Origin of the sequence: Bradyrhizobium sp. BR 10261, from assembly GCF_019455395.1 — a bacterium.
Classification (GTDB): domain Bacteria; phylum Pseudomonadota; class Alphaproteobacteria; order Rhizobiales; family Xanthobacteraceae; genus Bradyrhizobium; species Bradyrhizobium manausense.
This window is the reverse complement of the sequence record NZ_JACOFQ010000020.1, coordinates 52,410-75,861: the sequence shown is the minus strand read 5'-3', so window position 1 is coordinate 75,861 and position 23,452 is coordinate 52,410. Positions and strand designations below refer to the sequence as shown.

Below are 23,452 nucleotides of genomic sequence, written 5' to 3'. Positions count from 1 at the left end.
GCCCGGGACAAGCCCGCATGACGCTCCATTCGATGTCATTCCGGGGGCGTGCGGAGCACGAGCCCGGAATCCATTGATCAACAGAGTTGGTGGCACGATGGATTCCGGGTTCGACGCTTCGCGTCGCTCCGGAATGACGGCCTAGCCCGACAGCGCCGCCTTCACCAACCCGCTGGCCTTGCCAAAATCCATCTGTCCCGCGTACTTGGCGCGCAATACCGCGATCACCTTGCCCATGTCCTTCATGCCGGCAGCACCGGTCTCGGCGATGGCATCGGAGATCGCCGTCTTCACTTCGTCCTCTGCCATCTGCTTCGGCAGATAGGCCGAGATCACCGCGATTTCCTCGCGCTCCTGTGCGGCAAGCTCGGCGCGGCCGCCCTTGTCGTAGAGCTCGACCGCCTCCTGGCGCTGCTTGATCATCTTCTGCAGCACGGCGAGCAAGTCGGCGTCGGACAGCGGCGGCTTGCCTTGGCCGCGGGCGTCGATGTCCGCGTTCTTGATGGTCGAGTTGACCATGCGCAGCGTGGAGAGCTTGCGCTCGTCCTTGGCCTTCATGGCCTCCTTGACCGCATTGTTGATGTCGTCGCGCAGCATGATCGTATCCTCTTGATCTGTCGCCCTGATCTAAGCCGTTCGTGGGAAAGAGGCCAGTGTGGACCTGTCACCGGGGGTTCATTGTTTCCCGCCTGACGGCCAAAACGGCGCAAAATTTCAGGCCCCACCCTAAGTCCCTGAAGACACCTGTCAAATATGCAAAAACGCATGTGAATCCGGCGTTTCCTGCTTTGACGGGCGCCCGTGGGGGGCTTATGAAGCGGGCTCATGACACAACATGACAACGATCCCGCCTGGCCGGACCATAGACCGACCGCGCTCCTCGTGCTTGCCGATGGCACGGTGCTCGAAGGTTTTGGTCTCGGCGCCGAAGGCCAAGCCGTCGGCGAAGTCTGCTTCAACACCGCGATGACCGGCTATGAGGAGATCCTCACCGATCCCTCTTATGCCGGCCAGCTCATCACCTTCACCTTCCCGCATATCGGCAATGTCGGTACCAACGAGGAAGACATCGAGACGGTGAACATGGCCGCGACGCCGGGCGCGCGCGGCGTGATCCTGCGCACCGCGATCACCAATCCTTCGAACTACCGCGCCACCAGGCATCTCGACGCCTGGCTGAAGGCGCGCGGCATCATCGGCCTGTCCGGCATCGACACCCGCGCGCTGACCGCGCTGATCCGCAGCAAGGGCATGCCCAATGCGGTGATCGCGCACGCCAAGGACGGCGAGTTCGACCTGCATGGCCTGAAGGAAGAAGCGCGCGAATGGCCCGGTCTCGAGGGCATGGACCTCGTGCCGATGGTCACGTCAGGCCAGCGCTTTACCTGGGACGAGACACCCTGGCTGTGGAACAAGGGTTTTGGCCGTCAGGACAAGCCCGAGTTCAACGTGGTCGCGATCGACTACGGCATCAAGCGCAACATCCTGCGCCTGCTCGCCGGCGTCGGCTGCAAGGTGACGGTGGTGCCGGCGACGACCTCGTCCGAAGACATTCTGGCGATGAAGCCCGACGGCGTGTTCCTGTCGAACGGCCCGGGCGATCCGGCCGCCACAGGCAAATACGCGGTGCCAGTGATCCAGGACGTCATCAAGTCGGGCACGCCGACCTTCGGCATTTGCCTCGGCCACCAGATGCTGGGCCTTGCCGTCGGCGCGAGGACCAAGAAGATGCATCAGGGCCATCACGGCGCCAATCATCCGGTCAAGGACGAGACCACCGGCAAGGTCGAGATCACCTCGATGAACCACGGCTTTGCCGTGGACGAAAGGACGCTGCCCAAGGGCGCGACGCAGACCCACATTTCTTTGTTTGACGGGTCCAACTGCGGCATCCAGCTCGACGGCAAGCCGGTGTTCTCGGTGCAGTACCACCCGGAAGCCTCGCCCGGTCCGCGCGACTCGCACTATCTGTTCCAGCGCTTTGCCGATCTGATGCGGCAGAAGAAGAGCGCATAAGGCTAAATCTCTCGTGCCCGGGCGCGGTGCATCACGCCGCTCCTCGCGGCGTGATGCACCGCAGAACCGGGGCCCATATCGCGGCCCGCTGGGTCCCGCCTCTGCGACGCAGCGTTGCACGCTGCATCGCGTCCGGGACAGGGGAGGAACGCAGCGCGGGCAATGCCCGTTGAATCCTGCCACGTCCGTGCAGGAGTCCTGTCATGTCCGTCGTCCGCGACTATGCCGAGCCGCTCGCCATCCTGTTCGAGGATGACGGGCTCGTGCCGAACAACATCCTTCCCTTCCTCATTTACCAGGGCGCGGTGACGCTCGATCCGAAGCAGCCCGAACGAACCATCGAAAACCTGTTCGAAACCAACGGATGGGGCGGCACGTGGCGCAACGGCGTCTACGACTATCTGCATTACCACGCGACCGTGCATGAGGTGCTCGGCGTCGCGCGCGGCCATGCCCGTGTTCGCTTTGGCGGCGATCACGGCCAGGAGCTGGAGATCAAGGCCGGCGACGTCGCGATTTTGCCTGCTGGCACCGGACACCAATGCATCACGGCGAGCGATGATTTCTGCGTGATTGGCGCTTATCCGCCGGGATCGAAGATGGAGATCACGCGGGCAACACCCGAGAACCACGCCAAGGCGTTGCAGACGATCCCGAAGATCGCGTTGCCGCCGGCCGATCCGGTGACGGGGAAGCACGGCGCGTTGATGCGGTTGTGGCGATAACCAAAAAGCGCGAGATCGGTAGGGTGGATTAGCGAAGCGTAATCCACCTCTTCCGTTTCCGCTGAGACAGACGTGGTGGATTACGCCTTCGGCTAATCCACCCTACGGCAGTGTACCCTTACGCTTCGTTCGCGCCTTCCTGCCGTGTTGCCTCGAACAGGAACCACGTTCGTCGCTCGGTCTCGTCGATGAAGACCTCCAAGATGCTGGCGCTGGCGACGTCGCCGGCGTCGTCGCAGACCTCGTGCGCCTTGCGCATGCTGGCGGCGACATGCTTGTTGTCCTGCATCAGCTCGCGCAGCATCTCGCGCGGCGGGACGTAGTCCTCGTTGTTGTCCTTGATGGTCTGGAGCTTGGCGACCTGGCCGATCGACTTCAACGTGGTGCCGCCGATCTTGCGGACGCGCTCGGCGAGCTGGTCGGTGGTGGCGAAGATCTGCTCGGACTGCTCGTCGAGCAGCAGGTGATAGTCGCGAAAATGCCGGCCGCTGATGTGCCAGTGGAAATTCTTGGTCTTGAGGTACAGCGCGAACGCGTCGGCCAGAAGCACGTTGAGCGCCTCGGACACCTTGTTGACCGCCTGGGGCTGCAGATCGGTGGGGGTATCGAGATCGGGCGAGACCTTGCTGGGGGCTTTGCTCACGGGAAACCTTCCTGTTAGGACGCGGACATTGACGGCGCGCCGTCGCACCCCTAACGCAAGGCGGGCAGCGCGGTTCCTCAACAGGAACCACTGGGCGGGATCTCATGGACGATTGGATCGACTATTACGACTCGACGCATACGATCTATGTCAGCAAATTGCACCGCGATTTGCACTTCCAGATCATCGCGCGGGACATCATCGGCTACATCACCTCGCCTGACGCGATCGTGCTCGACTATGCCTGTGGCGAGGCGCTCTCGGCGAGCCAGGTGGCGACCGCCTGCGGCCAGCTGATCCTGGCCGAGCCCGCGCCCGGTGTGCGGGGCCGTCTGATCGCTCGGTTTGCGCCCGACACCAAGATCCGCGTCCGCTCGCTCGACGACGTGCGCAAGATGCCGGACCAATCCATCGACCTCGTCGTGATGAACTCGGTCGCGCAATATATGACATCCGAGGAGCTCGATGCCGCGCTGCTCAATATCAGGCGGATCCTGAAGCCATCAGGCAAGCTGGTGCTGGGCGATATCCTTCAGCCGCATGTCGGGATGCTCAGGGACGTGGCGGCCTTGCTGTCCTTCGGACTGCGACACGGCTTTCTGAAAGATGCGCTGATCGGGCTGATCAGCACCGCGCTGTCGGACTACCGTCATTTGCGCTCGCGCATCGGATTGCAGCGCTACAGTGAGGACGAGATCACCGCCAAGCTGAAGGCGGCGGGTTTCGCCAGCCAGCGTGCCAACACCAATATCGGCCACAACCGCTGGCGCATGACCTTCATCGCCCGGCCACCCCTGGTGCGTTAAGCATAACCACCACCTGAGGTGGCTTGTCGCAGCTCTATCGGGCAATGATCGCCGCGGCCCGGTGGCGGAAGCGTCTACGCGAGAGCGGTGCATCGCTCTTCATCCTGGTTCAAATCCAGGCCGGGTCTCCAGCCTTCGCCGGCTTCGGCTAGGCGAGCCCTGTCGTAGCGAAGGCTGCCTCGGCGAAGCCCGAAGGGCGAAGCCGGGCGTGGCGCAGCGCGCTACTTCGCCTCAACCACATCGCACTCCGCAACGAGCTGAAGCCTGTCCGCGTCCTTGGCCGCCGACTTGAGCACGGCGTCGAGCAGGCCCGGAAAGCGCGCCTCGAGATCCTCGCGGCGCAGCCGCATGAAGCGGTTCGTGCCTGCCACGCGGGTCTGCATCAGCCCGCAATCGCGCAGCTTTGCGAAGTGATAGGTGAGGTTCGACTTGCCAGAGAGACCGTTGAAGTCGCCGCAGCAGAGCTCGCTGCTGACACGTTCCTGCTGTGCGAGCTGATACACGATCGCCAATCGGATCGGATCGCTCAGACAATCCAGGACCCGCGGCAGCTCGATCTGCTCTCGCGTGGGATGAGGAGGGGTGCGGCTCATGATGTGAGGAATCATAGCGATGCGGGCTCAATGTTCAATAGTTCTTGAACTGATTGACTCCTGAATCGACTTATTCGATAGTTCAATAAACATTGAACATAGGAATTCGAGCAATGAGCGTGTTCTGGCTGGCCCTGGGGGCTTTCGCGATCGGCACTGAAGGCTTTGTCATTGCTGGGCTTTTGCCGGCGATCGCCGGCGACCTGTCGATTTCGGTCTCGGCCGCCGGCCAATTGGTCACCGCCTACGCCCTCACCTACGCCGTCGGCTCGCCGATCCTGGCGGTGGCGCTGAACAACATCGACCGTCGCACCGTGCTGGCGCTGGCGCTGACGACCTTCATTGCCGGAAACCTCGCGGCGATGGTGGCCTCCAACTACGCGCTGCTGCTGGCCTCGCGCATGCTGATGGCCCTGGGCTCCGGGCTGTGCATGCCGACAGCTCTCGCCGTATCGGTTGCTGTCGCCTCGCCGGAACGGCGTGGCCGCGCTGTTGCGCTGGTGACCTCGGGCCTCACGGTCGCGACCGTCATCGGCGTGCCCCTGGGCAATCTCATTGGCAGCCTGCTCGGCTGGCGCGCGACGTTTGCCATGGTTGCCATCATCGGCGCGGTCGCGCTGGCTGGCCTCTTGCTCGGCCTGCCCCGCGGCCTGCCGCGGAACACCGCTTCGCTCAGCGAACGGCTGGCGGTGGCGCGTCACAGCAATGTCGTGATTGCACTCGCCATCACGATTTTATGGGCGCTGGGCGGCTTCACAGTGTTCACCTATTTTGCGGTGCCGCTGCGCGGCCTCGGCTTCGATGCCTCGCAAATCAGCCTTGCCCTGCTGGTGTTCGGTGGCGCTGCCGCGATCGGGAACATGCTCGGCGGCATCCTCGCCGATCGACTCGGCACGCTCGCAACGGCAGCACTTGGCCTTGCCGGCATGGCAAGCGCGCTCATTCTACATTCGCTGGTCCTGAAACTGCTGCCCGGACAGGCGCATTACGCGGTGCTGGGCGCGATCTTCCTCTGGGGCCTCTCCGGCTGGGCGTTCTATCCGGCCCAGATCGCCAGCATCATCCGGATCGAGCCGCAGGCCTCGATGATTGCGCTCTCGCTGAACGCCTCGGCGATGTATCTCGGCTTCGCCATCGGTGGTGCCTTGGGCGGAGCGGTGCTGGCCACCCTCGCGCCTGATGACCTCGGCTGGATCGGCGGATCAAGCGTTGCGGCCTCGCTTCTGGTGCACCTCGCCCGCGGCTGGCAGGCCCGGCCAAAACCGGTCAAAATTGCTGGTTGATGGGCGTTTTTCGGGGTTTCGCCGTCCCGAAAACTGGTCTAAGACCCACCCGCGCGCGAGGGAGACCCCCGCGCTCTCGGCTTAGGGGACGCGCGGCAAGCGCGCCCTTTTTTTGTGCCCAAAATCCAGCCCGCGAGCGGTGATGCCTAAACGAACCGACATCTCGACCATCCTGATCATCGGCGCCGGTCCCATCGTGATCGGCCAGGCCTGCGAGTTCGACTATTCGGGCACGCAAGCGGTGAAGACGCTGAAGGAAGAGGGCTATCGCATCGTCCTCGTCAATTCCAATCCGGCCACGATCATGACCGACCCGGAATTGGCCGATGCCACCTACATCGAACCGATTACGCCCGAGATCGTCGCCAAGATCATCGAGAAGGAACGCCATGTCGTTCCCGGCGGCTTCGCGCTGCTGCCGACGATGGGCGGCCAGACCGCGCTGAACTGCGCGCTGTCGCTGCGCCGGCAGGGCACGCTGGAGAAATTCGACGTCGAGATGATCGGCGCGACCGCCGACGCGATCGACAAGGCGGAGGATCGCCAGCTGTTTCGCGAGGCCATGACCAAGATCGGGCTGGAGACGCCGAAGTCGCGGCTCGCCAACGCCTCCGAGCTGAAGAAGGCGTTCCGCGACAAGTACCATGCCGAACGCGAGAAGCTGTCGGGCGCGGCCCTCGAGGAGCTCGACCGGCAGTGGACGCTCGGCGAGAGCGATCGCCGCAAGCGCTACCAGGAATATGCTTTCGGCCAGGCCATGATGGCGCTGTCCGAGATCGGCCTGCCCGCGATCATCCGGCCCTCCTTCACCATGGGCGGCACCGGCGGCGGCATCGCCTACAACAAGGAAGAATTCCTCGACATCATCGAGCGCGGTCTTGACGCGTCGCCCACCAACGAAGTCCTGATCGAGGAATCCGTCCTCGGCTGGAAAGAGTTCGAGATGGAGGTGGTCCGCGACAAGAAGGACAATTGCATCATCGTCTGCTCGATCGAGAATTTCGATCCGATGGGCGTGCACACCGGCGACTCCATCACGGTGGCGCCGGCGCTGACGCTGACGGACAAGGAATATCAGATCATGCGCGACGCCTCGCTGGCGGTGCTGCGCGAGATCGGTGTCGAGACCGGCGGCTCCAACGTGCAGTTCGGCGTCAATCCGGAAGACGGCCGCATGGTCGTGATCGAGATGAATCCGCGTGTGTCGCGCTCCTCCGCGCTGGCCTCGAAGGCGACAGGCTTCCCGATCGCCAAGGTGGCGGCCAAGCTCGCCGTTGGCTATACGCTCGACGAGATCGCCAACGACATCACCGGCGGCGCGACGCCGGCCTCGTTCGAGCCGACGATCGACTACGTGGTGACCAAGATCCCGCGTTTCGCCTTCGAGAAATTCCCCGGCGCCTCCTCGACGCTGACGACCTCGATGAAGTCGGTCGGCGAGGTCATGGCGATCGGCCGCACATTCCAGGAGAGCCTGCAGAAGGCGCTGCGCGGGCTCGAGACCGGCCTCACCGGTCTCGACGAGATCGAGATCGAAGGCCTCGGCCAGGACGACGACAAGAACGCCATCCGCGCAGCGCTCGGCACGCCGACGCCGAACCGCCTGCTCCAGGTCGCGCAGGCCATGCGGCTCGGCTGGTCGAACGAGGATATCTTCAACTCCTGCAAGATCGATCCGTGGTTCCTCGGCGAGATGCGCGGCATCGTCGACATGGAGGAGAAGGTCAGGAGGCACGCCCTGCCAAGCAACGCCTTCGGCATGCGCACGCTCAAGGCCATGGGCTTCTCGGATGCACGCCTTGCGGTGCTCGCCCAGATGACCGAAGCCGACGTCACCGCCAAGCGCCACGCGCTGGGCGTCCGTCCGGTCTACAAGCGCATCGACACCTGCGCGGCCGAATTCGCCTCGCCCACAGCCTATATGTACTCGACCTACGAGGCGCCGTTTGCCGGCAGCGCCGCCGACGAGAGCACGCCGTCGGACAAGAAGAAGGTCATCATCCTCGGCGGCGGCCCGAACCGCATCGGCCAGGGCATCGAGTTCGATTATTGCTGCTGCCATGCCTGCTTCGCGCTGCACGACGCCGGCTATGAATCCATCATGGTCAACTGCAACCCGGAAACGGTATCGACCGACTACGACACTGCCGACCGGCTCTATTTCGAGCCGCTCACCGCCGAGGACGTGCTGGAGATCATCGCCAAGGAGCGCAGCAACGGCACGTTGCACGGCGTGATCGTGCAGTTCGGCGGCCAGACCCCGCTGAAACTTGCCCGCGCGCTGGAAGCTGCCGAAGTGCCGATTCTCGGCACCTCGCCCGACGCCATCGATCTTGCGGAAGACCGCGACCGCTTCAAGCGCGTGCTCGACAAGCTCCGCCTGAAGCAGCCGAAGAACGGCATCGCCTATTCGGTCGAACAGGCTCGCCTGGTCTCCGCCGATCTCGGCCTGCCGCTGGTGGTGCGCCCGTCCTACGTGCTCGGTGGCCGCGCGATGCAGATCATCCGCGAGGAGAACCAGCTCAACGACTATCTGCTCGGCACGCTGCCGGAGCTGGTGCCCGCCGACGTCAAGGCGCGCTATCCGAACGACAAGACCGGGCAGATCAACACCGTTCTCGGCAAGAACCCGCTGCTGTTCGACCGCTATTTGTCCGACGCCACCGAGATCGACGTCGACTGCCTCAGCGACGGCAAGGACACGTTCATCGTCGGCATCATGGAGCACATCGAGGAAGCCGGCATCCATTCCGGCGATAGCGCCTGCTCGCTGCCGCCGCACTCGCTCGACGCGAAGATGATCGCGGAGCTGGAGCGGCAGACCCGCGAGCTCGCGCTCGGCCTCGACGTCGTCGGCCTGATGAACGTGCAATATGCCATCAAGGACGGCGAGATCTACGTGCTCGAAGTCAATCCGCGCGCCTCGCGCACGGTGCCTTTCGTCGCCAAGGTGATCGGCACGCCGGTCGCCAAGATCGCCGCGCGCATCATGGCCGGCGAGAAGCTCGCCGACTTCAAGCTGAAGAAGGCGGACTTCAAGCATGTCGGCGTGAAGGAATCGGTCTTCCCGTTCGCCCGCTTCCCCGGCGTCGACACGGTGCTGGGTCCGGAGATGCGCTCGACCGGCGAGGTCATGGGCATTGATCGTTCTTTCGCGGTTGCCTTTGCCAAGAGCCAGCTTGGCGGCGGCACAAGAGTACCGCGCAAGGGCACGGTGTTCGTCTCGGTACGCGAGAGCGACAAGGTTCGTATCGCCGAAGCCGTGCGCCAACTGCATTCGCTTGGCTTCAAGGTGCTGGCGACATCAGGGACGGCGCGCTTCCTGACCGATCAGGGCATCCCGGCGGAGAAGGTGAACAAGGTGCTGGAGGGACGGCCGCATATCGTCGACGCCATCACCAATGGCGATGTCCAGCTCGTTCTCAACACCACCGAAGGCCCGCAGGCGCTCGCCGACAGCCGCTCGCTGCGGCGCGCGGCCCTCTTGCATAAAGTGCCATATTACACCACTCTTTCCGGGGCCGTGGCGGCCGCGCAGGGCATCCGCGCCTATCTGGGCGGGGACCTTGAGGTTCGGACCCTGCAGAGCTACTTTTCGGAAACCTGATCGTTAGCGAAAGGCCCGGCCCTGAGGGGTTAAGCCTTGCGCTAAGTGATTGGCAATCAAGCCATAATGGCCGGAGGAACCGTCCGGCCATGTGGTTGTTTTGTTCCGGCGCCAGCCCACTTAACGTTCCGGTGGCCGTGTGTTCGGATCCGGAAAGCACTGACGAATCAGGGTTGCCGCGCCCTCCGCTTTCGGCGGGCGCGCGACTGGAAGACGAGAGAAAAGATGGAAAAGGTTCCGATGACTGCGAGCGGCTTTGCCGCGCTCGGGGAAGAATTGAAGAAGCGCCAGTCCGAGGACCGTCCGCGCATCATCGAGCATATCGCGGAAGCGCGCTCCCATGGCGACCTCTCCGAAAACGCGGAATACCATGCCGCGAAGGAAGAGCAGTCCCATAATGAGGGCCGCATCGCCGAGCTCGAGGACAAGCTCGCGCGGGCCGACATCATCGACATTTCCAAGCTCTCCGGCGACACCATCAAGTTCGGTGCCACCGTGACGCTGGTCGACGAGGACACCGAGAAGAAGACGGTGTGGCAGATCGTCGGCGAGGTCGAGGCCGATGCCAAGAAAGGCCGGATCTCCATCACCTCGCCGCTGGCGCGCGCGCTGATCGGCAAGAAGAAAGGCTCGACCGTCGAGGTCAACGCCCCCGGCGGCGCCAAGGCCTACGAAATCACCAAGGTGGAGTGGCGGTAATCCACTCGACAAAGAGTGCCTGAAAGGCCGCGCGGGTTGCGCGGCTTTTCTGTTTCGCAATCTGTCCAGGGCGCGATTGTGAGCCGCACCGTCCTCCGTCATGCTCGGCGCTGCCGTTCGAGCACGGGAGGACAAGATGGACATCGATCGCATCGCTGCGCAAAGCCAGCCCTATCTGCTCAGCCTCTTCCGCTTCATCACCGGGCTAGTGTTCTTTCACTATGGCGTAGCCAAGCTGTTCAAGTTTCCGCCGGTGGAAATGTTTGCCGACGTGACGCCGTTGTCGCTCTGGGGCGTCGCCGGCATGCTCGAATTCGTGCTCGGCGGTCTCTTGATGATTGGGCTGTTCACGCGGCTGGCGGCCTTCATCCTGTCCGGTGAGATGGCCTTCGCCTATTTCATCGAGCACATGCCGCACAGCTTCTTTCCCGTCGTCAACGACGGCGCGCTTGCGATCGTGCTGTGCTTCGCGTGCCTGTTCCTCGCGGCCGCTGGAAGCGGTCCGGTCAGCGTGGATGCGCTGCGGCGGTAACCCTGCTCCCCGCCGTCATTGCGAACGCGAATCGATCACCGTCACCCCGCGCAACGGCGAAGCCGTTGTCGCTGGGGGCGCTCGCCTGTTCGGCGAGTCGAAGGGCGACGGCCCAACTGCCAGCTTGGCCGCTCATCCTTCGAGGCTCCCGGCGCGATGCTTCGCATCGTGCCACTCGCACCTCAGGATGAGGGATCTGCTATGCCGTTTTGGAAGCTACCTTCTTCCCTTCACGTCGAGCGGCACCGCCGCCTCGTATTTCGAATTGTGCAGCACCAGCGAGGTGCGCACGTTGCGCACGTGCGGCGCCGCGGTCAGGTGCGTCACAAAGTCCTGGAAGGTCGCCATGTCAGGGGCGACGCATTTGAGAATGAAATCGACCTCGCCGGACAGCATCCAGCATTCCCGCACCAGCGGCTCGGCGCGGACGAACTCCTCGAAGGCGCGTAGATCCGCCTCCGCCTGGCTGGAGAGGTGCACGGCGGCGAACACCGTGACGTCGAAACCGAGCTTTCGCGCGTCCAGCAGCCCGCGGTAGCCGTGGATATAGCCCTCCTCCTCCAGTGCTCGGACCCGGCGCAGGCAGGGTGGAGGCGAAATACCGACCCGTTTGGCGAGCTCGACATTGGTGATTCGACCGTCGGCCTGGATTTCGGACAGAATCTTGAGGTCGATCTCGTCTAGGTTCCGCGACACGTGATTGGAACTCCTGGCCTTATCGGCGGTATCCGGTGGGGTCTGTCGCAATCCTCATAGCCAGTCTGGGCCAAATGAGCAATTTTATTGCGCGTGCAGCGCAATCGACTTTTGTTCCTTGTTGGAAAAATCCGCCGAGAGGGAATGCAATTCTTGCATAGCTCACCAGAACGCTTAGATTAGCTCTGATATTTCAGCGCCTCCGCGAGGCCTCCCGGCACGTTCCGCGCCCGCGCTGCAAATCCCCCGTGAAAGGCGTCCATCGAAATGTCCGCTCCTGTTCATGCAAAGGTCATCATCATTGGCTCCGGCCCCGCCGGCTACACCGCCGCGATCTACGCTGCGCGCGCGATGCTCGAGCCGATCTTGATCCAGGGCATGCAGGCCGGCGGCCAGCTCACCATCACCACCGACGTCGAGAACTATCCGGGCTTCGCCGACGTGATCCAGGGTCCCTGGCTGATGGAACAGATGGAAAAGCAGGCCGTGCATGTCGGCACCAGGATCGTGACCGACCTGGTGATCAAGCTCGACACCTCGCAGCGGCCATTCCGCCTCACCTGCGACTCCGGCGATGTCTATCTCGCCGACACCGTGATCCTCGCCACCGGCGCGCAGGCGCGCTGGCTCGGGCTGCCTTCTGAAGCGAAATTCCAGGGTGGCGGCGTCTCGGCCTGCGCCACCTGCGACGGCTTCTTCTACCGCAACAAGGAGGTCGTGGTGGTCGGCGGCGGCAATACCGCGGTCGAGGAAGCGCTGTACCTGACCAACCACGCCTCGCAGGTCACCATCGTGCATCGCCGCGATCATTTCCGCGCCGAGCGCATTTTGCAGGAGCGCCTGTTCAAGCACCCGAAGATCAAGGTGATCTGGGACTGTGCGGTCGACGAGATCTGCGGCACCGAGAACCCGAACAAGGTCACCCATGTCCGCCTCAAGAACGTCAAGACCGGCGCGCTGACGGATGTGAAGACCGACGGCGTCTTCGTCGCCATCGGCCACGCGCCGGCAACCGAGTTGGTGAAAGATAAGGTCAAGCTGAAACCGTCGGGCTATGTCGAGGTCGCCTCCAACTCGACCGCGACGTCCGTGCCCGGCTTGTTCGCCGCGGGTGACGTCGCCGACGAAACCTATCGCCAGGCCGTGACGGCCGCAGGCCTCGGCTGCATGGCAGCGCTCGAGGCCGAACGTTTCTTGGCCCTGCGCGCCAGCGAGCGCGCGGCAGCGGAATAACGATCATGCCCCGAACACGCGACGGATTCACGGATATGGACTGGGACAAGCTGAAGGTGTTTCACGCGGCAGCAGAAGCGGGCAGCTTCACGCATGCGGGGGAGCAGCTCGGCCTGTCGCAATCGGCGGTCTCGCGCCAGGTTTCGGCGCTGGAACAGGAGCTCTCGGTCTCGCTGTTCCACCGCCATGCCCGCGGCCTGATCCTCACCGAGCAGGGCGACCTGTTGTTCCGCACCGCGCATGACGTGTTCATGCAGCTGCAGGCGGCGCGTGCCAAACTGACCGACAGCCGCGAACGGCCGAGCGGCGATCTCAAGATCACCACCACGCCCGGCGTCGGCATCAATTGGTTGATCCCGCGGCTCGGCGAATTCACCGCGCTCTATCCGGAGATCCGGATCTCGCTGATCGTCACCGACGAGGAACTGGATCTGTCCATGCGCGAGGCCGACGTTGCGATCCGCACCCGCAAGCCGACGCAGCCGGATCTCATCCAGCGCAAGCTTTTCGCGATGGGCTTCCACGCCTATTGCTCGCCGGAATACATCAAGCGGTTCGGCACGCCGCGCACGCTGGAGGAGCTCGACTCCCACCGCATCATCACGCTTTCCGATGGCAACTTCGCGCCGCATCTGCAGAACCGCAACTGGCTGGTCGAAGCTGCGCGCAACGGCTCGGGTCCGCGCGAGGCCTATTTCAAGGTCAACAACATCCTCGGCCTGGTGCGTGCCTGCCAGCAGGGCCTCGGCATCGCTGCGCTGCCCGACTACCTGGTCGAAGACCAGAGCCGCCTCGTACAACTGTTCGGCGAGTCGGATTCGATCCAGCTCGACACCTATTTCGTCTACCCGGAAGAGCTCAAGACGGTCGCGCGCGTGCAGGTGTTCCGCGACTTCGTGGTGAGCAAGGCGCAGCGCTGGCCGTCCTGATTTCCGCATGTCTGACATGCGACCTCGGCTGTTGCTGCATGGCGCTGGAGAAGCCCATAATGTTTGCACGCTGAGCCTTCGCGTTGCGCATTTGTCCCCCTCCTCCAGTGGCGCGGGAGTTCAGTAATCCCTCTTGGAAGGTGATTGTGTCGGCCTCACGTGGCCAATACCTAAGCCGGGCCCTCGGGTCCGGCTTTTTTTCTGCCCAATCAGGCTTTCGCCCTCCGCGTGTATTGACAGTCTTGGGCATAGCCCGCATCATTTCCCAATGATCACGAAGTCGTGCGCAATCGTTTCGAAAAAAGGCCCCCATCCGGGGACCTCGGATTTTGCGCGCGCTAGCTGACTTCGTCATCGCTGCCAAATCCCGAAAACCCCGCCGCCTGGACGGGGTTTTTTCATGTGCCCTCCGTCTCAGGTCCATCACCGAGAAGGAGATAGGAACATGACTGATTTGCGAACCCACATGCATGGGCTGTGGCTGCCGCTGGTGACGCCGTTTCGGAACGGTCGTCTCGACCAGAACTCGCTGCGTCGGCTGACGCGGCACTACGCCGCGCAAGCCATCGACGGCTTCATCCTGGGGGCGACCTCGGGTGAAGGCATGACCCTGCGCGAGGCCGAGCTCGAACGCCTCGTCGCCATCGTCCGCGACGAGATGGCGGCGGGACGCCGCAACGTTCCGATCGGCCTCGGGCTGTCCGGCGCGGACACCTCGCGGATGAAGGAGCGGCTGGACGAGACCGCGGACTGGCCGATCGACTTCTATCTGATCGCGAGCCCCTATTACGTGCGGCCGTCGCAGCGCGGGATCGTTGCGCATTTCGAGGCGCTGGCCGATCACGCCGCCTGGCCGCTCGCGCTCTACAACATTCCCTATCGCTGCGCGGTCGGGATCACCAACCAGACCATGCTGCGGCTCGCCGAGCATCCCAACATCGTGGGCTTGAAGGATTGCAGCGCGAGCCGCGAGCAGTCGGTCGCGCTGCTGCGCGACCGGCCGAAGGATTTCCGCGTGCTCACCGGCGAGGATGCCAATTATCTCGAGGCGCTCAGCGACGGTGCCGACGGCGGCATCCTGCTGTCCGCCCATCTCGAGACCGCGGCGTTCGCGGCAGTCTATAGCGAGCTGAAGCAAGGCAATGCCGACGCGGCAGAGGCGCGCTGGCAAGAGGTCGCGGAGCTGACGCGGCTGTTGTTCACCGAACCGAGCCCGGCGCCGGCGAAGTACTGGCTGTGGCGGACGGGCCTGATCGACAGCCCCGAGGTGCGCCTGCCGATGGTGGAGGTGAGCAGCGAGCTCGCCGCCACGCTCGACCGCGAGATCGAGCGGCGGATGAAGGTCGCGGCGTAACTCTTCGCTCGCCTCTCCCCGCGTGCGGGGAGAGGCGCCTTGGTTAACCGCACACCAACGCGCTTCGCAGCTGCCGCATGGCGCATCCACGTCTCGTTTACGCAATGGCGCCTATCGTCCCCCAGCAACGTCTTTCAAAAGGGGGAAGGACCATGAGGCAACGCGTTCGCCCGACTGCGGCGGAAATATTCGCGCCTGCCGATCTTTTGCGGGGAATTTTGGTGGTGTCGTCGTTCGGCTTCTGGGCCGTGATGCTCGGCCTGATGCCGGTGCTGCTATTCCGGCTCTGGCTCGCCTGATGACGCAAGGCCGCGGCGATGGTTAATCCGTGGTGGCAAATGCGCTCAAAATGCGAGCGTGGCGCTGAGCCGGAATTTTAAAACATCCCGCGTATCGTTCTCCCCATAAGCGAAGAAATCGCGGGGGCGATCTTGAACAATCAGAACGATATGGTGCCGCATTACGGCGCCACGCAAAGCTTCGACGACAACGAGCAGCAGGGCTTTTCCACCGGAGACATTCTCTGGGCCGCCGGCGTCTGGTCGGTGATCCTGACGTTGTCGCCGGTGATCGTGTTCTACATGCTGATGGTGGCGTAACGGCATCATCAGCCCCAGAAAACGCAAAACGCGCGGGATGCCGCGCGTTTGTCGTCCGGGGAAATGATTGATGAATTATGCCGCCTGCTTGTGCATTGCGCCGGATGCCGACGCCGTGCCGCGAATAGCTTTTACTGAACGCTCGATCGCCGCCCACAGTCTTGCAATTTCCTGGGCCGCACGGCTTTCGGCCTGATACTCACGCGCGCCCTCGCCGTGGCTGAGTGCCATCAACAAATCCGAACGATTGGTGATCTGACCGCCCCAAACAGGAGCGCGGAACTTGGCCAGCGCCTCGCGGGCGATGGTGACGATCGGGCTTTCGGCTTCGTCGCGGCGCGCCGGAGCGCCGTTGAGCACGACCGCGTAGGGCTTGCGCGCCGCGCGGCACATCTGGATGGTTTCCTGCACCGCGTTGACGTCGAACACGCCGGGCCGCGCCGGAATGATCACCATCGTCGCGTTGCGGATCGCATCATCGACCACGGCCGACAGGTTCGGCGGCGTGTCGATCAGCACCCACTCGTAACCGTCGCGCTTGGCCGCGGAGACGATGCCGCTGACCGAATTCACGGCCGCCTTGATCGGCGGCTCGTTGGTGCCCCGCAGCTTGTGCCACAGCGTCAGCGAACCCTGCGGGTCCGCATCCACCAGCATCACCTGCTTGCTCGCCTTGATCTGCGCAGCGAGATGTGCAGCCAGGGTACTCTTGCCCGAGCCGCCTTTACGCGATGCGAAAACAATTACATTCATCCTCTGGCCTCCAGATTGACCCCAGGCCGCGAAAATGAATCACCGCGCTGATTCGGGAAAGAAAAATTATCGGCAGTCGTGCCGGCGCCATGAAATAACAAGACGTGTTGGCTTTTGAGTCACACTGCCTTGCGCGGCTGATGACATCAACCATCGTGAACTGCAGACCACGCCAGCAATCCCAAATCTTTTCAAGCAGGACAACCTTGCCGCGCAAATTCTCGCGATGCTTTTTTTCAGCAGAGCGAAGCGCGATGGCTGCAAGCCGCGCGCTGACCTCGGGCGAACAAAACGAGTCCGGTGGCTGTCGCGCGGCTGGTGTCGCCCTTCGCGTCACGATGGCGCGCGGGGCAGGAGGAGGTTTCGCGAAGGAAACGCGCCTAGCCGTCGTCGGTCTTTTTCTTCTTCGCCTTCGGCTTGGCCTTCCTGGCGGTCTTCGGCGCGATCTTGGTGGGCTGCCCGGCAACCGGCTCCGGCCCGCGGCGGAAGAACACCGCGCATTGCGGCGACAGCTGCGCCCTCTTCTGGATCATGCAGGCGGTGATGGCATCGACGTTGGGCACGAACTCGCCGCACAGCCGCATCGCATCTGGCGTGCAGGCCTGCTGCTGCTCCGGCGTGTAGGCAGAGCCAATACCCGGCTCGACCAGAACGGCGAGGGCAACCCCAAAGGTCGCAGCAACCACGGACGTCGTGACGCGAGATACCGGCATCGATCCCCCCAAATGTCGAACAGGACGGGAGTGTGGGTGAACGGGCGTTGGTTGGCAACGAGGGCCGAGGCGAAAGGTCGGAGCTGTGCGGTCTCGGCAACAGCGGGCCTCCCTCGTCGCCCGGCCTTGTGCGCAATTGCGCGCTGGACCGGGCGACCCGGTACGCCGAGACGGTTGTGATGGAGCCGAGGGGCCGCGGCGTACTGGATCCCCGCCTGCGCGGGGGATGACAGCGATGGGTGGGGTGGGCCGCTGCCCCAGAACGTCAAAACAACCCCATGCACAGTAGCCAGCCCGCTGGGCTGCCTCGCGGATTCCCGTCGTTTACGGATTTTACGAATTTTCCTTTGACTTGTCGGGCAAAACAGCGGCATGATGGCAGCATCGAGAGGCGCGTGGGGTGGTCGGCCGAAATCCCCGTGAGGGGAGGACCGCATGGCCACCATGTTGATCGTCGCGCCGGTGTTTGCGCTGATCGCGGCCGGCTATGCGGCGGTGCTGTTTCGCTTCGTCTCCGAGGGCGCGCACAAGGGCATCTCCGAATTCGCCTTCAGCATCGCGATCCCCGCGCTGCTGTTCCGCACCATCGTCGTGTCGGAATTCCCCGACGTCAGCCCGTGGCGCATGTGGGGCGCCTATTACGGCGCGCTCGCCATCACCTGGATCGCGGCGCTGCTGATCTCGGCGCTGATCCGCCAACGGCGCGAGGACCATGAGGACGGCGTCGTGTTCGCGATCGGCTCGGTCTACGGCAACATCGTCATGTTGGGGATTCCCCTGGTGCTCTCCGCGCTGGGCAACGAGGCCGCCGGCCCGATGTCGCTGATCCTGTCGGTGAACACGCCGCTGCTCTGGCTCTGCGGCATCCTGCAGATGGAGCTGGTCAGCCGCAAGCGCACCGGCTCGGTGCTCTCGGTGATCTGGCCGATCCTCGCAGACCTCGCCAAGAACCCGCTGATGCTGGGGATCGGCTTCGGCGTGATCTGGCGCTTCACCGGCCTTGGCCTTGCGCCGGTCGTCGACAAGACCATCGAGCTGCTCGCGCAGGCGGGATCGCCGGCCGCGCTGATTGCGCTCGGCATCACCCTGTTCCGCTTCGAGGTGAAAGGCGAGATGACAAGCGTCGCCGCGATCAGCGCACTCAAACTGCTGGCGATGCCGGCAGTGGCGTTCGCGCTGGCCAAGCTCTTGAACCTGCCGCCTGTTGTCACGGGCGTCGTCGTGCTGTTCGCGGCGATGCCGACGGGCGCGAATGCCTACATCTTCGCGGTTCAGTATCAGCGGATGGTGAACCCGGTCTCGGGCGCGGTGGCGCTGTGCACGCTGCTGGCCGCGGCGACGCTGCCGGTGGTGGTGATGGTGGTGCGGTAGGGGGTAGGCGAGAGCCCGGCCTAAAGCGCGATGAGATTGGCTTGAATCGTCATCGCGCTTTAGCTCTTTGTTTGAGCATGATCCTTTCGGAAAACCGCTTCACACTTTTCCGGGTCATGCTCTAGGCAGCCCAGTCCATGATCGCGTCGATGAAAGTCTTGGCCTGGCGGATCGCATCCAGCCTGGTGGCACAGACACCGACCGACACTGTCCGGCCCTTCCCCACGGTCCACTTCCAACCATAGGGGTAGCTCATTTCAACGATGGAAAAGCTGACGCCGCGATGTTCCACGGAGGACCTCCGCTGACATGTTGCTCTGCGAAAAGGTTACGCCAAATGGGGAATCTGGTCCAGCGGGACGGCTCGACCATCATGTGCCGAAACCGCTATTCGACACACGCTATTCAACGGGCTGGCCAGCGCCCCAGGCCATCTCCCAGAAGTTGGCCTCGAGCCGGGTGGCCTCCTTGAAGATAGCTACCAGCTCGGCCTCGCGGGCCGGCGTGGCGTAGAGATCGGCAAGATGCTCCAGATGCGCCCGCGCCTTGGCCGCGACCTCCTGATACGGCGCGCCGGCGTATTCGGCGATCCAGACGCGATAGGCGTTGGTCGTAGCCCCCGCATCGGGGCGCGAGGCGAGCCGCGTTGCGATCTCCGCGTAGCCGATCACGCAAGGCGCAAGCGCCACCTTGAGCGCCAAGAGATCGCCGCGCATTCCCGCATCGAGCACATAGCGCGTATAGGCCAGCATCTCGGCCGCCGGCGGGGCTTGCTCAAGGTCGATCGGGGAGAGGCCCCAATCGGCACAGAGCTTCACATGCAGGTTCATCTCGACATCGAGGATGGCGGACAGGCCGGCTGCTGCTTCACGCATATCGGCAAGCCTGGGCGACTTGTAGACCGCGAGCGCGTAGGCGCGGGCAAACTCGATGAGGAACAGATAATCCTGAACGAGGTAGTGACGGAACGCCGCTTCGGGGAGCGAGCCGTCCGCCAATCCGCTGGTGAAGGGATGCTCGGTGTAGGCCCGCCACTCGGCGGATGCTGCTGTCTTGAGACGCTCGAAGAAGCTCACGATCTCTCCCGCCTGGCTCGCCATGAACGTCCTTGGCTGGCTACCGATATCGCATTGCGTAGCGAGGAGCTACGGTGGCAGTGCACGAAACTGGCTTTGCGAAGCGGTGCGGATAGGGCACTCCCCGCGTCGAGAGTTTGGTGTGCTGTAGTTCCTGCAGGCGCAGCAGGGACCTGCGCGCGCCACGCGATAGCCATTTTGGTCTGGCTCAACTCGGCTGCAAGACCGGTCGATGTGGTGGGCTTGAGTGATCACCCCGGGCAGATACTCCGTTTGGTTCAAGACGCCGGTCGGCGAAGGCGCCGGTGTGGTCGAGTTCGGCCCTGACGGAAAACTCAGCGGCGGCGATTCCACCTTTGCCTATGCGGGACACTGGACGCAGCAGGGCGAGCACTTCAAAGCCACTCTTTCCGCCCGACGCGTCGAACCGGGGCCGCCCGGTGTGTTCGGACTGGATGAGATCGACATCGTGGTGTCGGGGCAGTCGGTGGATGACTCGTCGACGTTGTGCACGGGCTTTGCGAAACAAGCCCCGGGCTTGAGGCTCGAGGTGGAGCTTGTGCGGATTCTTGGCGATCATGGCGAAGATGCGTAAATCGGACTTAGCCGGCGTTTGCGCGTGCTCGGGAGGATCAGGAGTTTAGGTTCTCGACCCGGCAATCACCCGTGAACCAGGACTGATCCGTCGTCGACAAATTGGCTGCATACGCGCGTTGCTGATGGCACGGCGCCCGTTATCTTGCGTTCGGTCGATGACTGGTCCGAAGGAGACCGATCTTGCGCCTGCCATGGCCGCTTCTGTTCGGATATGCCGTCGTCACCAATTGGTTCGTGACCATCCCGCTGGCGCTCGCGTTGGCCTTTGCCGCCTGGTATGGCTCGCCCTGGATCGGCGGACTGCGCTTTGTATTGATCGCTTGCGCCGCCTTTCTGACATTGCCATTTCCCGCGGCCGGCGCCCTTTATCTTTACCAGAGCTACGACGCAACCAGATATTGGCGCACGCTCGAGATCGCCGAGACCATCGCTGATTTGCCTTTGCCGGCCGGCAGCAAAATCCAGTTCGCCGACAAGGCGCATTCCATCGTCGTCTCGATCGAGCTGCCGCACGCGACCGAGATCCTCGGCATGCGGCTCACCGGAACGCTCAAGCCTTGGAAGCGACAGGGCAATGACGTCACGCATTGGGGTGGCGATCTGCACGGCTATCAAATCATCGACCGATTGCCGTGCAAAGGTGGGCCCTACGCGAACGACCGGTTCGGCGGCGTTCTGTTCGATAAGGCCGGTACGCTCCACCGCTTCACGCTGGGCGCGCCGCACGAGCTGCTTGGGTTGAAGCTGCCGGCCCAGACGACGATCCGGCGCGGCAGCGGCACGGAGCCCTGGAGCTTTCTTCTCTCGGCGAGCGAAGCTTACATCCCGATGCTGGACACGATGGCCCCAGTCGGGGTCACGCTGGACGTTGCCGGTGATGGGCGGCTGGTGCGCATCAGCTCGGGACACGGCCAGACCATCGTCCTTCGCGGTGTGCCCTTGACCAGCAAGAGCTTCGAGGTGCGGGGCGGGACTGTCGTCTCACAGCTCGCCGAACCATTCGCCATCGCCGGAAGAATGCGACCGGCCGGCACCTCGGTGCGGATCGGCTTGGATACGGGAGAGATGTCGGTGATGAGTGCGTGATGAGATCCTCCGGTGTTCGGTGCCAACAAATACGAGAGTTATTGCCTCCCAGCTTTTGCCTATGGGATGGTCTGGGCGCGACTCACCTCAGGCCTCACCATGGCGTCCGCTCCCAAGATGCTTCGCGTCGGCTTCGTGCAATGCCGCGGCACGCCTTACGAGGTCGGTCGGGCTCAGACCGCTGCCTTTGCGGCGACGCTTCGGGGAAAGGTGTTTCTCCGCCGCAAGAATGTTCGTCTGCCCTGGTGGTTCAATGTCCGCACCGAGGAGCGCGCGTTCAGGACCTACGCGCCTGCGCTGTGGGAGGAGATCGGTGGGATCGCCGAAGGGCTCGACATCCCGATGGAGCGCGCGGTCGCTTGTTTCGGCAATGATGGCTTGCGGATGCCAACCGGCGGCTGCTCGGCCGTGATGAGCGGCGGCGTCTACGGCCGCAACTATGATTTCTGGCCGCGCGGCTATGAGGCGCGGTTTGCGCTGATCCAGGTGCGCGGCAGCTACGCCAGCATCGGGGCCAGCCACCAGCTGACGGGACGCCTCGACGGCATGAACGAGCACGGCCTTTCGATTGGACTGCATCAGGTACGGGCGCGGCCGCGATCGCCGGGCCTCACTAGCACGCTATTGATCAGGCGGGTGCTCGACAGCTGCGCGACGACGGCCGAGGCGATCGCCTTTCTGCGCCGTACGCCGCACGCCATGAGTTACAATTATTCGCTGCTCGATGCCGGCCGGGTGGCGGCGGTGGTCGAAGCCGGGGCCGGAGCGGTGGCGGTACGCCTTGGCGACTGGCTCGCCTGCACCAATCATTTCCAGTCGACACAACTGCGCGCCCTGAACCGCCGCGTTGCGCACTCGATCGATCGGCTGCCGCCGCTCGAAGGCTGGGCCGCGCGCGACCTCAGCGCCGAACAAACTTTTGGCGCGCTGAACCTCTCGGCGTCGCCCGCCTTCCACAATTACGGCAGCTGCCAGACGTTGCACACAATCGTCAACGAGCCGGGCAAGCGACGGCTCCTCATCGGCATCGGCGGCGATGCCGCCGCGCTCGAGGAGGATATGCTGGATGTTGATTTCGGGCGGTGGGTGAGCGGGGAGGATCTGGCGATCGGGCAGCTGAAGGGGCAGCTCAATTTGGGGCGGCCGTTGGTTCGGCGAACCAGGAGGAGGGTGAGCTAGGAGTTGCTGAGGGGCGTTCCTAGGCGGAGCGAGGAGATCGCCCCGGATATCCAGGCTTCAGCTCAATGGCTTTCCGGCGATGCAGCGCTGGTACAGTTGGGTGGGCTCGAACCACCGACCTCCTGTTCCACAGACAGGCGCTCTAACCAACTGAGCTACAACTGCATCCTTGCGAGCCGCGCCTCAAGGGCTGCCTGAAAAGGCCTGCTGCCTAAGGGGGCTGGACGGGGCGGAAACTAGGTGCAACGGGGGTTTTTGGCAAGGCCGCAGAGGGGCGAAAAACCAGGGTAAATTGCGGTCTGCGCGATAAAAATCGGGGTTGGTGGCGACTGTGGGGTTGTTCTGCTCGTCTCGCCTGCTTGTGGAGAAAATCCCCTAGAGGAGAGAGCCCTCACCCGCGCCTTCGGCGCGACCTCTCCCGCAGGCGAGAGAGGTAAGAAAAACCCGGGCCTTTTGGAGGCCCGGGTTTCTTGCTTGGTCGATCCGCCGTTCTTTTGTCAGGCCGCCGGGTAGAACTTCGAGGCGGAGGCCTTGATCGGCTCGGCGGTCGCACTGGCGGTGCGCTGGGCGATCTCGAACAGCTCCTTGGCCTGGGCCTGGAAAGTCTCGAGCTGGGTCTTGGCGTGACCGGACCAGAGCTGGAAGGCGTCGGTCGGTGACTTGGTGCCGAGCAGCTCCTGGGTGAAGTCCAGATGGGCCGTGGCGTTGGCCTTAGCGAATTCCATCAGCTTGGCGGTGTACTCGTTCGCACCCTTCTGGGCGGAGGCGAACACGGCCTCGATGGTGCCGTTGTGGGTCTCGGCCGCGTCCTTGAACTTGGCGTAGTTTTCGCGGGCCTGCGAAACGCCCTTTTCGGCGAATGCGCGCACCTGCTCGGGAACCTCGAACGGGATGATCGAGGCAGAAAACGGATCAGTCGCACCTGTCATGTTGGTCCCTCACGCTAAAGTAAAACGAAGTGA

At 63.6% G+C, this 23,452-nt stretch carries 25 protein-coding genes and 1 tRNA gene; 16 read left to right on the top strand and 10 right to left on the bottom strand.

Annotated features, from left to right (window positions below):
• Positions 1 to 141: 141 nt before the first annotated feature.
• Positions 142 to 597, bottom strand: coding sequence for a GatB/YqeY domain-containing protein (locus HYH07_RS22875; RefSeq protein WP_220004612.1), 456 nt, complete (start codon positions 595 to 597; stop codon positions 142 to 144).
• 228 nt (positions 598 to 825) lie between these two features.
• On the opposite strand from HYH07_RS22875, the gene carA reads away from it, so the two are divergent.
• Together carA and HYH07_RS22865 are read left to right on the top strand one after the other, a co-directional pair.
• Positions 826 to 2,016, top strand: a complete 1,191-nt coding sequence (gene carA / locus HYH07_RS22870; protein WP_220004611.1) for a glutamine-hydrolyzing carbamoyl-phosphate synthase small subunit — start codon at positions 826 to 828, stop codon at positions 2,014 to 2,016.
• A gap of 203 nt (positions 2,017 to 2,219) precedes the next feature.
• A complete protein-coding gene (locus tag HYH07_RS22865; RefSeq protein ID WP_220004610.1) occupies positions 2,220 to 2,741 on the top strand; it encodes a cupin domain-containing protein in 522 nt (173 codons plus the stop codon).
• A 118-nt stretch (positions 2,742 to 2,859) separates the two neighbouring features.
• Here the strand turns inward: HYH07_RS22865 and HYH07_RS22860 are convergent, their stop codons facing one another.
• The gene (locus HYH07_RS22860) at positions 2,860 to 3,384 is read right to left on the bottom strand and encodes a Dps family protein (protein WP_057741289.1); all 525 of its coding nucleotides are present in this window, start codon (positions 3,382 to 3,384) and stop codon (positions 2,860 to 2,862) included.
• Positions 3,385 to 3,488: 104 nt separating this feature from the next.
• Between HYH07_RS22860 and HYH07_RS22855 the strand changes: the two genes are divergently transcribed.
• Positions 3,489 to 4,190, top strand: a complete 702-nt coding sequence (locus tag HYH07_RS22855; protein ID WP_220004609.1) for a class I SAM-dependent methyltransferase — start codon at positions 3,489 to 3,491, stop codon at positions 4,188 to 4,190.
• 221 nt (positions 4,191 to 4,411) lie between these two features.
• On the opposite strand, the gene HYH07_RS22850 is transcribed toward HYH07_RS22855, so the two are convergent.
• Positions 4,412 to 4,783: a helix-turn-helix transcriptional regulator gene (locus HYH07_RS22850; protein WP_220004608.1), complete on the bottom strand. Its 372-nt coding sequence runs from the start codon at positions 4,781 to 4,783 to the stop codon at positions 4,412 to 4,414.
• A 113-nt stretch (positions 4,784 to 4,896) separates the two neighbouring features.
• Here HYH07_RS22850 and HYH07_RS22845 point away from each other — a divergent pair, with 113 nt between their 5' ends.
• The 4 genes from HYH07_RS22845 to HYH07_RS22830 all read left to right on the top strand — a co-directional run bounded on the left by HYH07_RS22845 (position 4,897) and on the right by HYH07_RS22830 (position 10,904).
• Positions 4,897 to 6,066 (top strand): MFS transporter, encoded by a 1,170-nt coding sequence (locus tag HYH07_RS22845; RefSeq protein WP_220004607.1) that lies wholly within the window; start codon positions 4,897 to 4,899, stop codon positions 6,064 to 6,066.
• A 142-nt stretch (positions 6,067 to 6,208) separates the two neighbouring features.
• Complete coding sequence (gene carB, locus HYH07_RS22840; RefSeq protein WP_220004606.1) at positions 6,209 to 9,673, top strand: carbamoyl-phosphate synthase large subunit; 3,465 nt, start codon at positions 6,209 to 6,211, stop codon at positions 9,671 to 9,673.
• A gap of 225 nt (positions 9,674 to 9,898) precedes the next feature.
• The gene (gene greA, locus HYH07_RS22835) at positions 9,899 to 10,372 is read left to right on the top strand and encodes a transcription elongation factor GreA (RefSeq protein WP_018318257.1); all 474 of its coding nucleotides are present in this window, start codon (positions 9,899 to 9,901) and stop codon (positions 10,370 to 10,372) included.
• A 136-nt stretch (positions 10,373 to 10,508) separates the two neighbouring features.
• Positions 10,509 to 10,904 (top strand): DoxX family protein, encoded by a 396-nt coding sequence (locus tag HYH07_RS22830; protein ID WP_220004605.1) that lies wholly within the window; start codon positions 10,509 to 10,511, stop codon positions 10,902 to 10,904.
• Between the two features lie 216 nt (positions 10,905 to 11,120).
• Here the strand turns inward: HYH07_RS22830 and HYH07_RS22825 are convergent, their stop codons facing one another.
• Entirely contained in the window at positions 11,121 to 11,600 is a 480-nt protein-coding gene (locus tag HYH07_RS22825; RefSeq protein WP_057741909.1) for an Lrp/AsnC family transcriptional regulator, read from the bottom strand.
• 267 nt (positions 11,601 to 11,867) lie between these two features.
• Between HYH07_RS22825 and trxB the strand changes: the two genes are divergently transcribed.
• The 5 genes from trxB (at position 11,868) to HYH07_RS22800 (ending at position 15,715) form a co-directional block, all read left to right on the top strand.
• Positions 11,868 to 12,833, top strand: coding sequence for a thioredoxin-disulfide reductase (gene trxB, locus HYH07_RS22820; protein ID WP_220004604.1), 966 nt, complete (start codon positions 11,868 to 11,870; stop codon positions 12,831 to 12,833).
• A 5-nt stretch (positions 12,834 to 12,838) separates the two neighbouring features.
• On the top strand, positions 12,839 to 13,762 hold the full coding sequence (locus HYH07_RS22815; protein WP_057741302.1) for a LysR family transcriptional regulator: 924 nt from the start codon (positions 12,839 to 12,841) through the stop codon (positions 13,760 to 13,762).
• A gap of 445 nt (positions 13,763 to 14,207) precedes the next feature.
• Complete coding sequence (locus tag HYH07_RS22810; RefSeq protein ID WP_220004603.1) at positions 14,208 to 15,116, top strand: 4-hydroxy-tetrahydrodipicolinate synthase; 909 nt, start codon at positions 14,208 to 14,210, stop codon at positions 15,114 to 15,116.
• Positions 15,117 to 15,268: 152 nt separating this feature from the next.
• The gene (locus HYH07_RS22805; RefSeq protein WP_167353956.1) at positions 15,269 to 15,415 is read left to right on the top strand and encodes a hypothetical protein; all 147 of its coding nucleotides are present in this window, start codon (positions 15,269 to 15,271) and stop codon (positions 15,413 to 15,415) included.
• A gap of 132 nt (positions 15,416 to 15,547) precedes the next feature.
• Positions 15,548 to 15,715, top strand: coding sequence for a hypothetical protein (locus tag HYH07_RS22800; RefSeq protein ID WP_220004669.1), 168 nt, complete (start codon positions 15,548 to 15,550; stop codon positions 15,713 to 15,715).
• 75 nt (positions 15,716 to 15,790) lie between these two features.
• Here HYH07_RS22800 and HYH07_RS22795 read toward each other — a convergent pair whose 3' ends face one another.
• Together HYH07_RS22795 and HYH07_RS22790 are read right to left on the bottom strand one after the other, a co-directional pair.
• Positions 15,791 to 16,468 (bottom strand): ParA family protein, encoded by a 678-nt coding sequence (locus HYH07_RS22795; protein WP_027575286.1) that lies wholly within the window; start codon positions 16,466 to 16,468, stop codon positions 15,791 to 15,793.
• Between the two features lie 380 nt (positions 16,469 to 16,848).
• Positions 16,849 to 17,181 carry a hypothetical protein gene (locus HYH07_RS22790; RefSeq protein WP_220004602.1) on the bottom strand — a complete coding sequence of 111 codons (333 nt, stop codon included), beginning with the start codon at positions 17,179 to 17,181 and terminating at the stop codon, positions 16,849 to 16,851.
• Between the two features lie 435 nt (positions 17,182 to 17,616).
• On the opposite strand from HYH07_RS22790, the gene HYH07_RS22785 reads away from it, so the two are divergent.
• Positions 17,617 to 18,552: an AEC family transporter gene (locus HYH07_RS22785; RefSeq protein ID WP_220004601.1), complete on the top strand. Its 936-nt coding sequence runs from the start codon at positions 17,617 to 17,619 to the stop codon at positions 18,550 to 18,552.
• Positions 18,553 to 18,673: 121 nt separating this feature from the next.
• On the opposite strand, the gene HYH07_RS22780 is transcribed toward HYH07_RS22785, so the two are convergent.
• Entirely contained in the window at positions 18,674 to 18,844 is a 171-nt protein-coding gene (locus HYH07_RS22780) for a hypothetical protein (RefSeq protein WP_220004600.1), read from the bottom strand.
• Positions 18,845 to 18,953: 109 nt separating this feature from the next.
• Complete coding sequence (tenA, locus tag HYH07_RS22775) at positions 18,954 to 19,628, bottom strand: thiaminase II (RefSeq protein WP_220004666.1); 675 nt, start codon at positions 19,626 to 19,628, stop codon at positions 18,954 to 18,956.
• Positions 19,629 to 19,875: 247 nt separating this feature from the next.
• Here tenA and HYH07_RS22770 point away from each other — a divergent pair, with 247 nt between their 5' ends.
• The 3 genes from HYH07_RS22770 to HYH07_RS22760 all read left to right on the top strand — a co-directional run bounded on the left by HYH07_RS22770 (position 19,876) and on the right by HYH07_RS22760 (position 22,490).
• Positions 19,876 to 20,223: a hypothetical protein gene (locus HYH07_RS22770; RefSeq protein ID WP_220004599.1), complete on the top strand. Its 348-nt coding sequence runs from the start codon at positions 19,876 to 19,878 to the stop codon at positions 20,221 to 20,223.
• Between the two features lie 260 nt (positions 20,224 to 20,483).
• Positions 20,484 to 21,311 carry a hypothetical protein gene (locus HYH07_RS22765; RefSeq protein WP_220004598.1) on the top strand — a complete coding sequence of 276 codons (828 nt, stop codon included), beginning with the start codon at positions 20,484 to 20,486 and terminating at the stop codon, positions 21,309 to 21,311.
• Positions 21,312 to 21,323: 12 nt separating this feature from the next.
• Positions 21,324 to 22,490 carry a C45 family peptidase gene (locus HYH07_RS22760; RefSeq protein ID WP_220004597.1) on the top strand — a complete coding sequence of 389 codons (1,167 nt, stop codon included), beginning with the start codon at positions 21,324 to 21,326 and terminating at the stop codon, positions 22,488 to 22,490.
• Positions 22,491 to 22,578: 88 nt separating this feature from the next.
• On the opposite strand, the gene HYH07_RS22755 is transcribed toward HYH07_RS22760, so the two are convergent.
• Positions 22,579 to 22,655, bottom strand: a tRNA-His gene (locus HYH07_RS22755).
• Positions 22,656 to 22,987: 332 nt separating this feature from the next.
• The gene (locus tag HYH07_RS22750) at positions 22,988 to 23,419 is read right to left on the bottom strand and encodes a phasin (RefSeq protein ID WP_057741497.1); all 432 of its coding nucleotides are present in this window, start codon (positions 23,417 to 23,419) and stop codon (positions 22,988 to 22,990) included.
• Between the last annotated feature and the right edge of the window lie 33 nt (positions 23,420 to 23,452).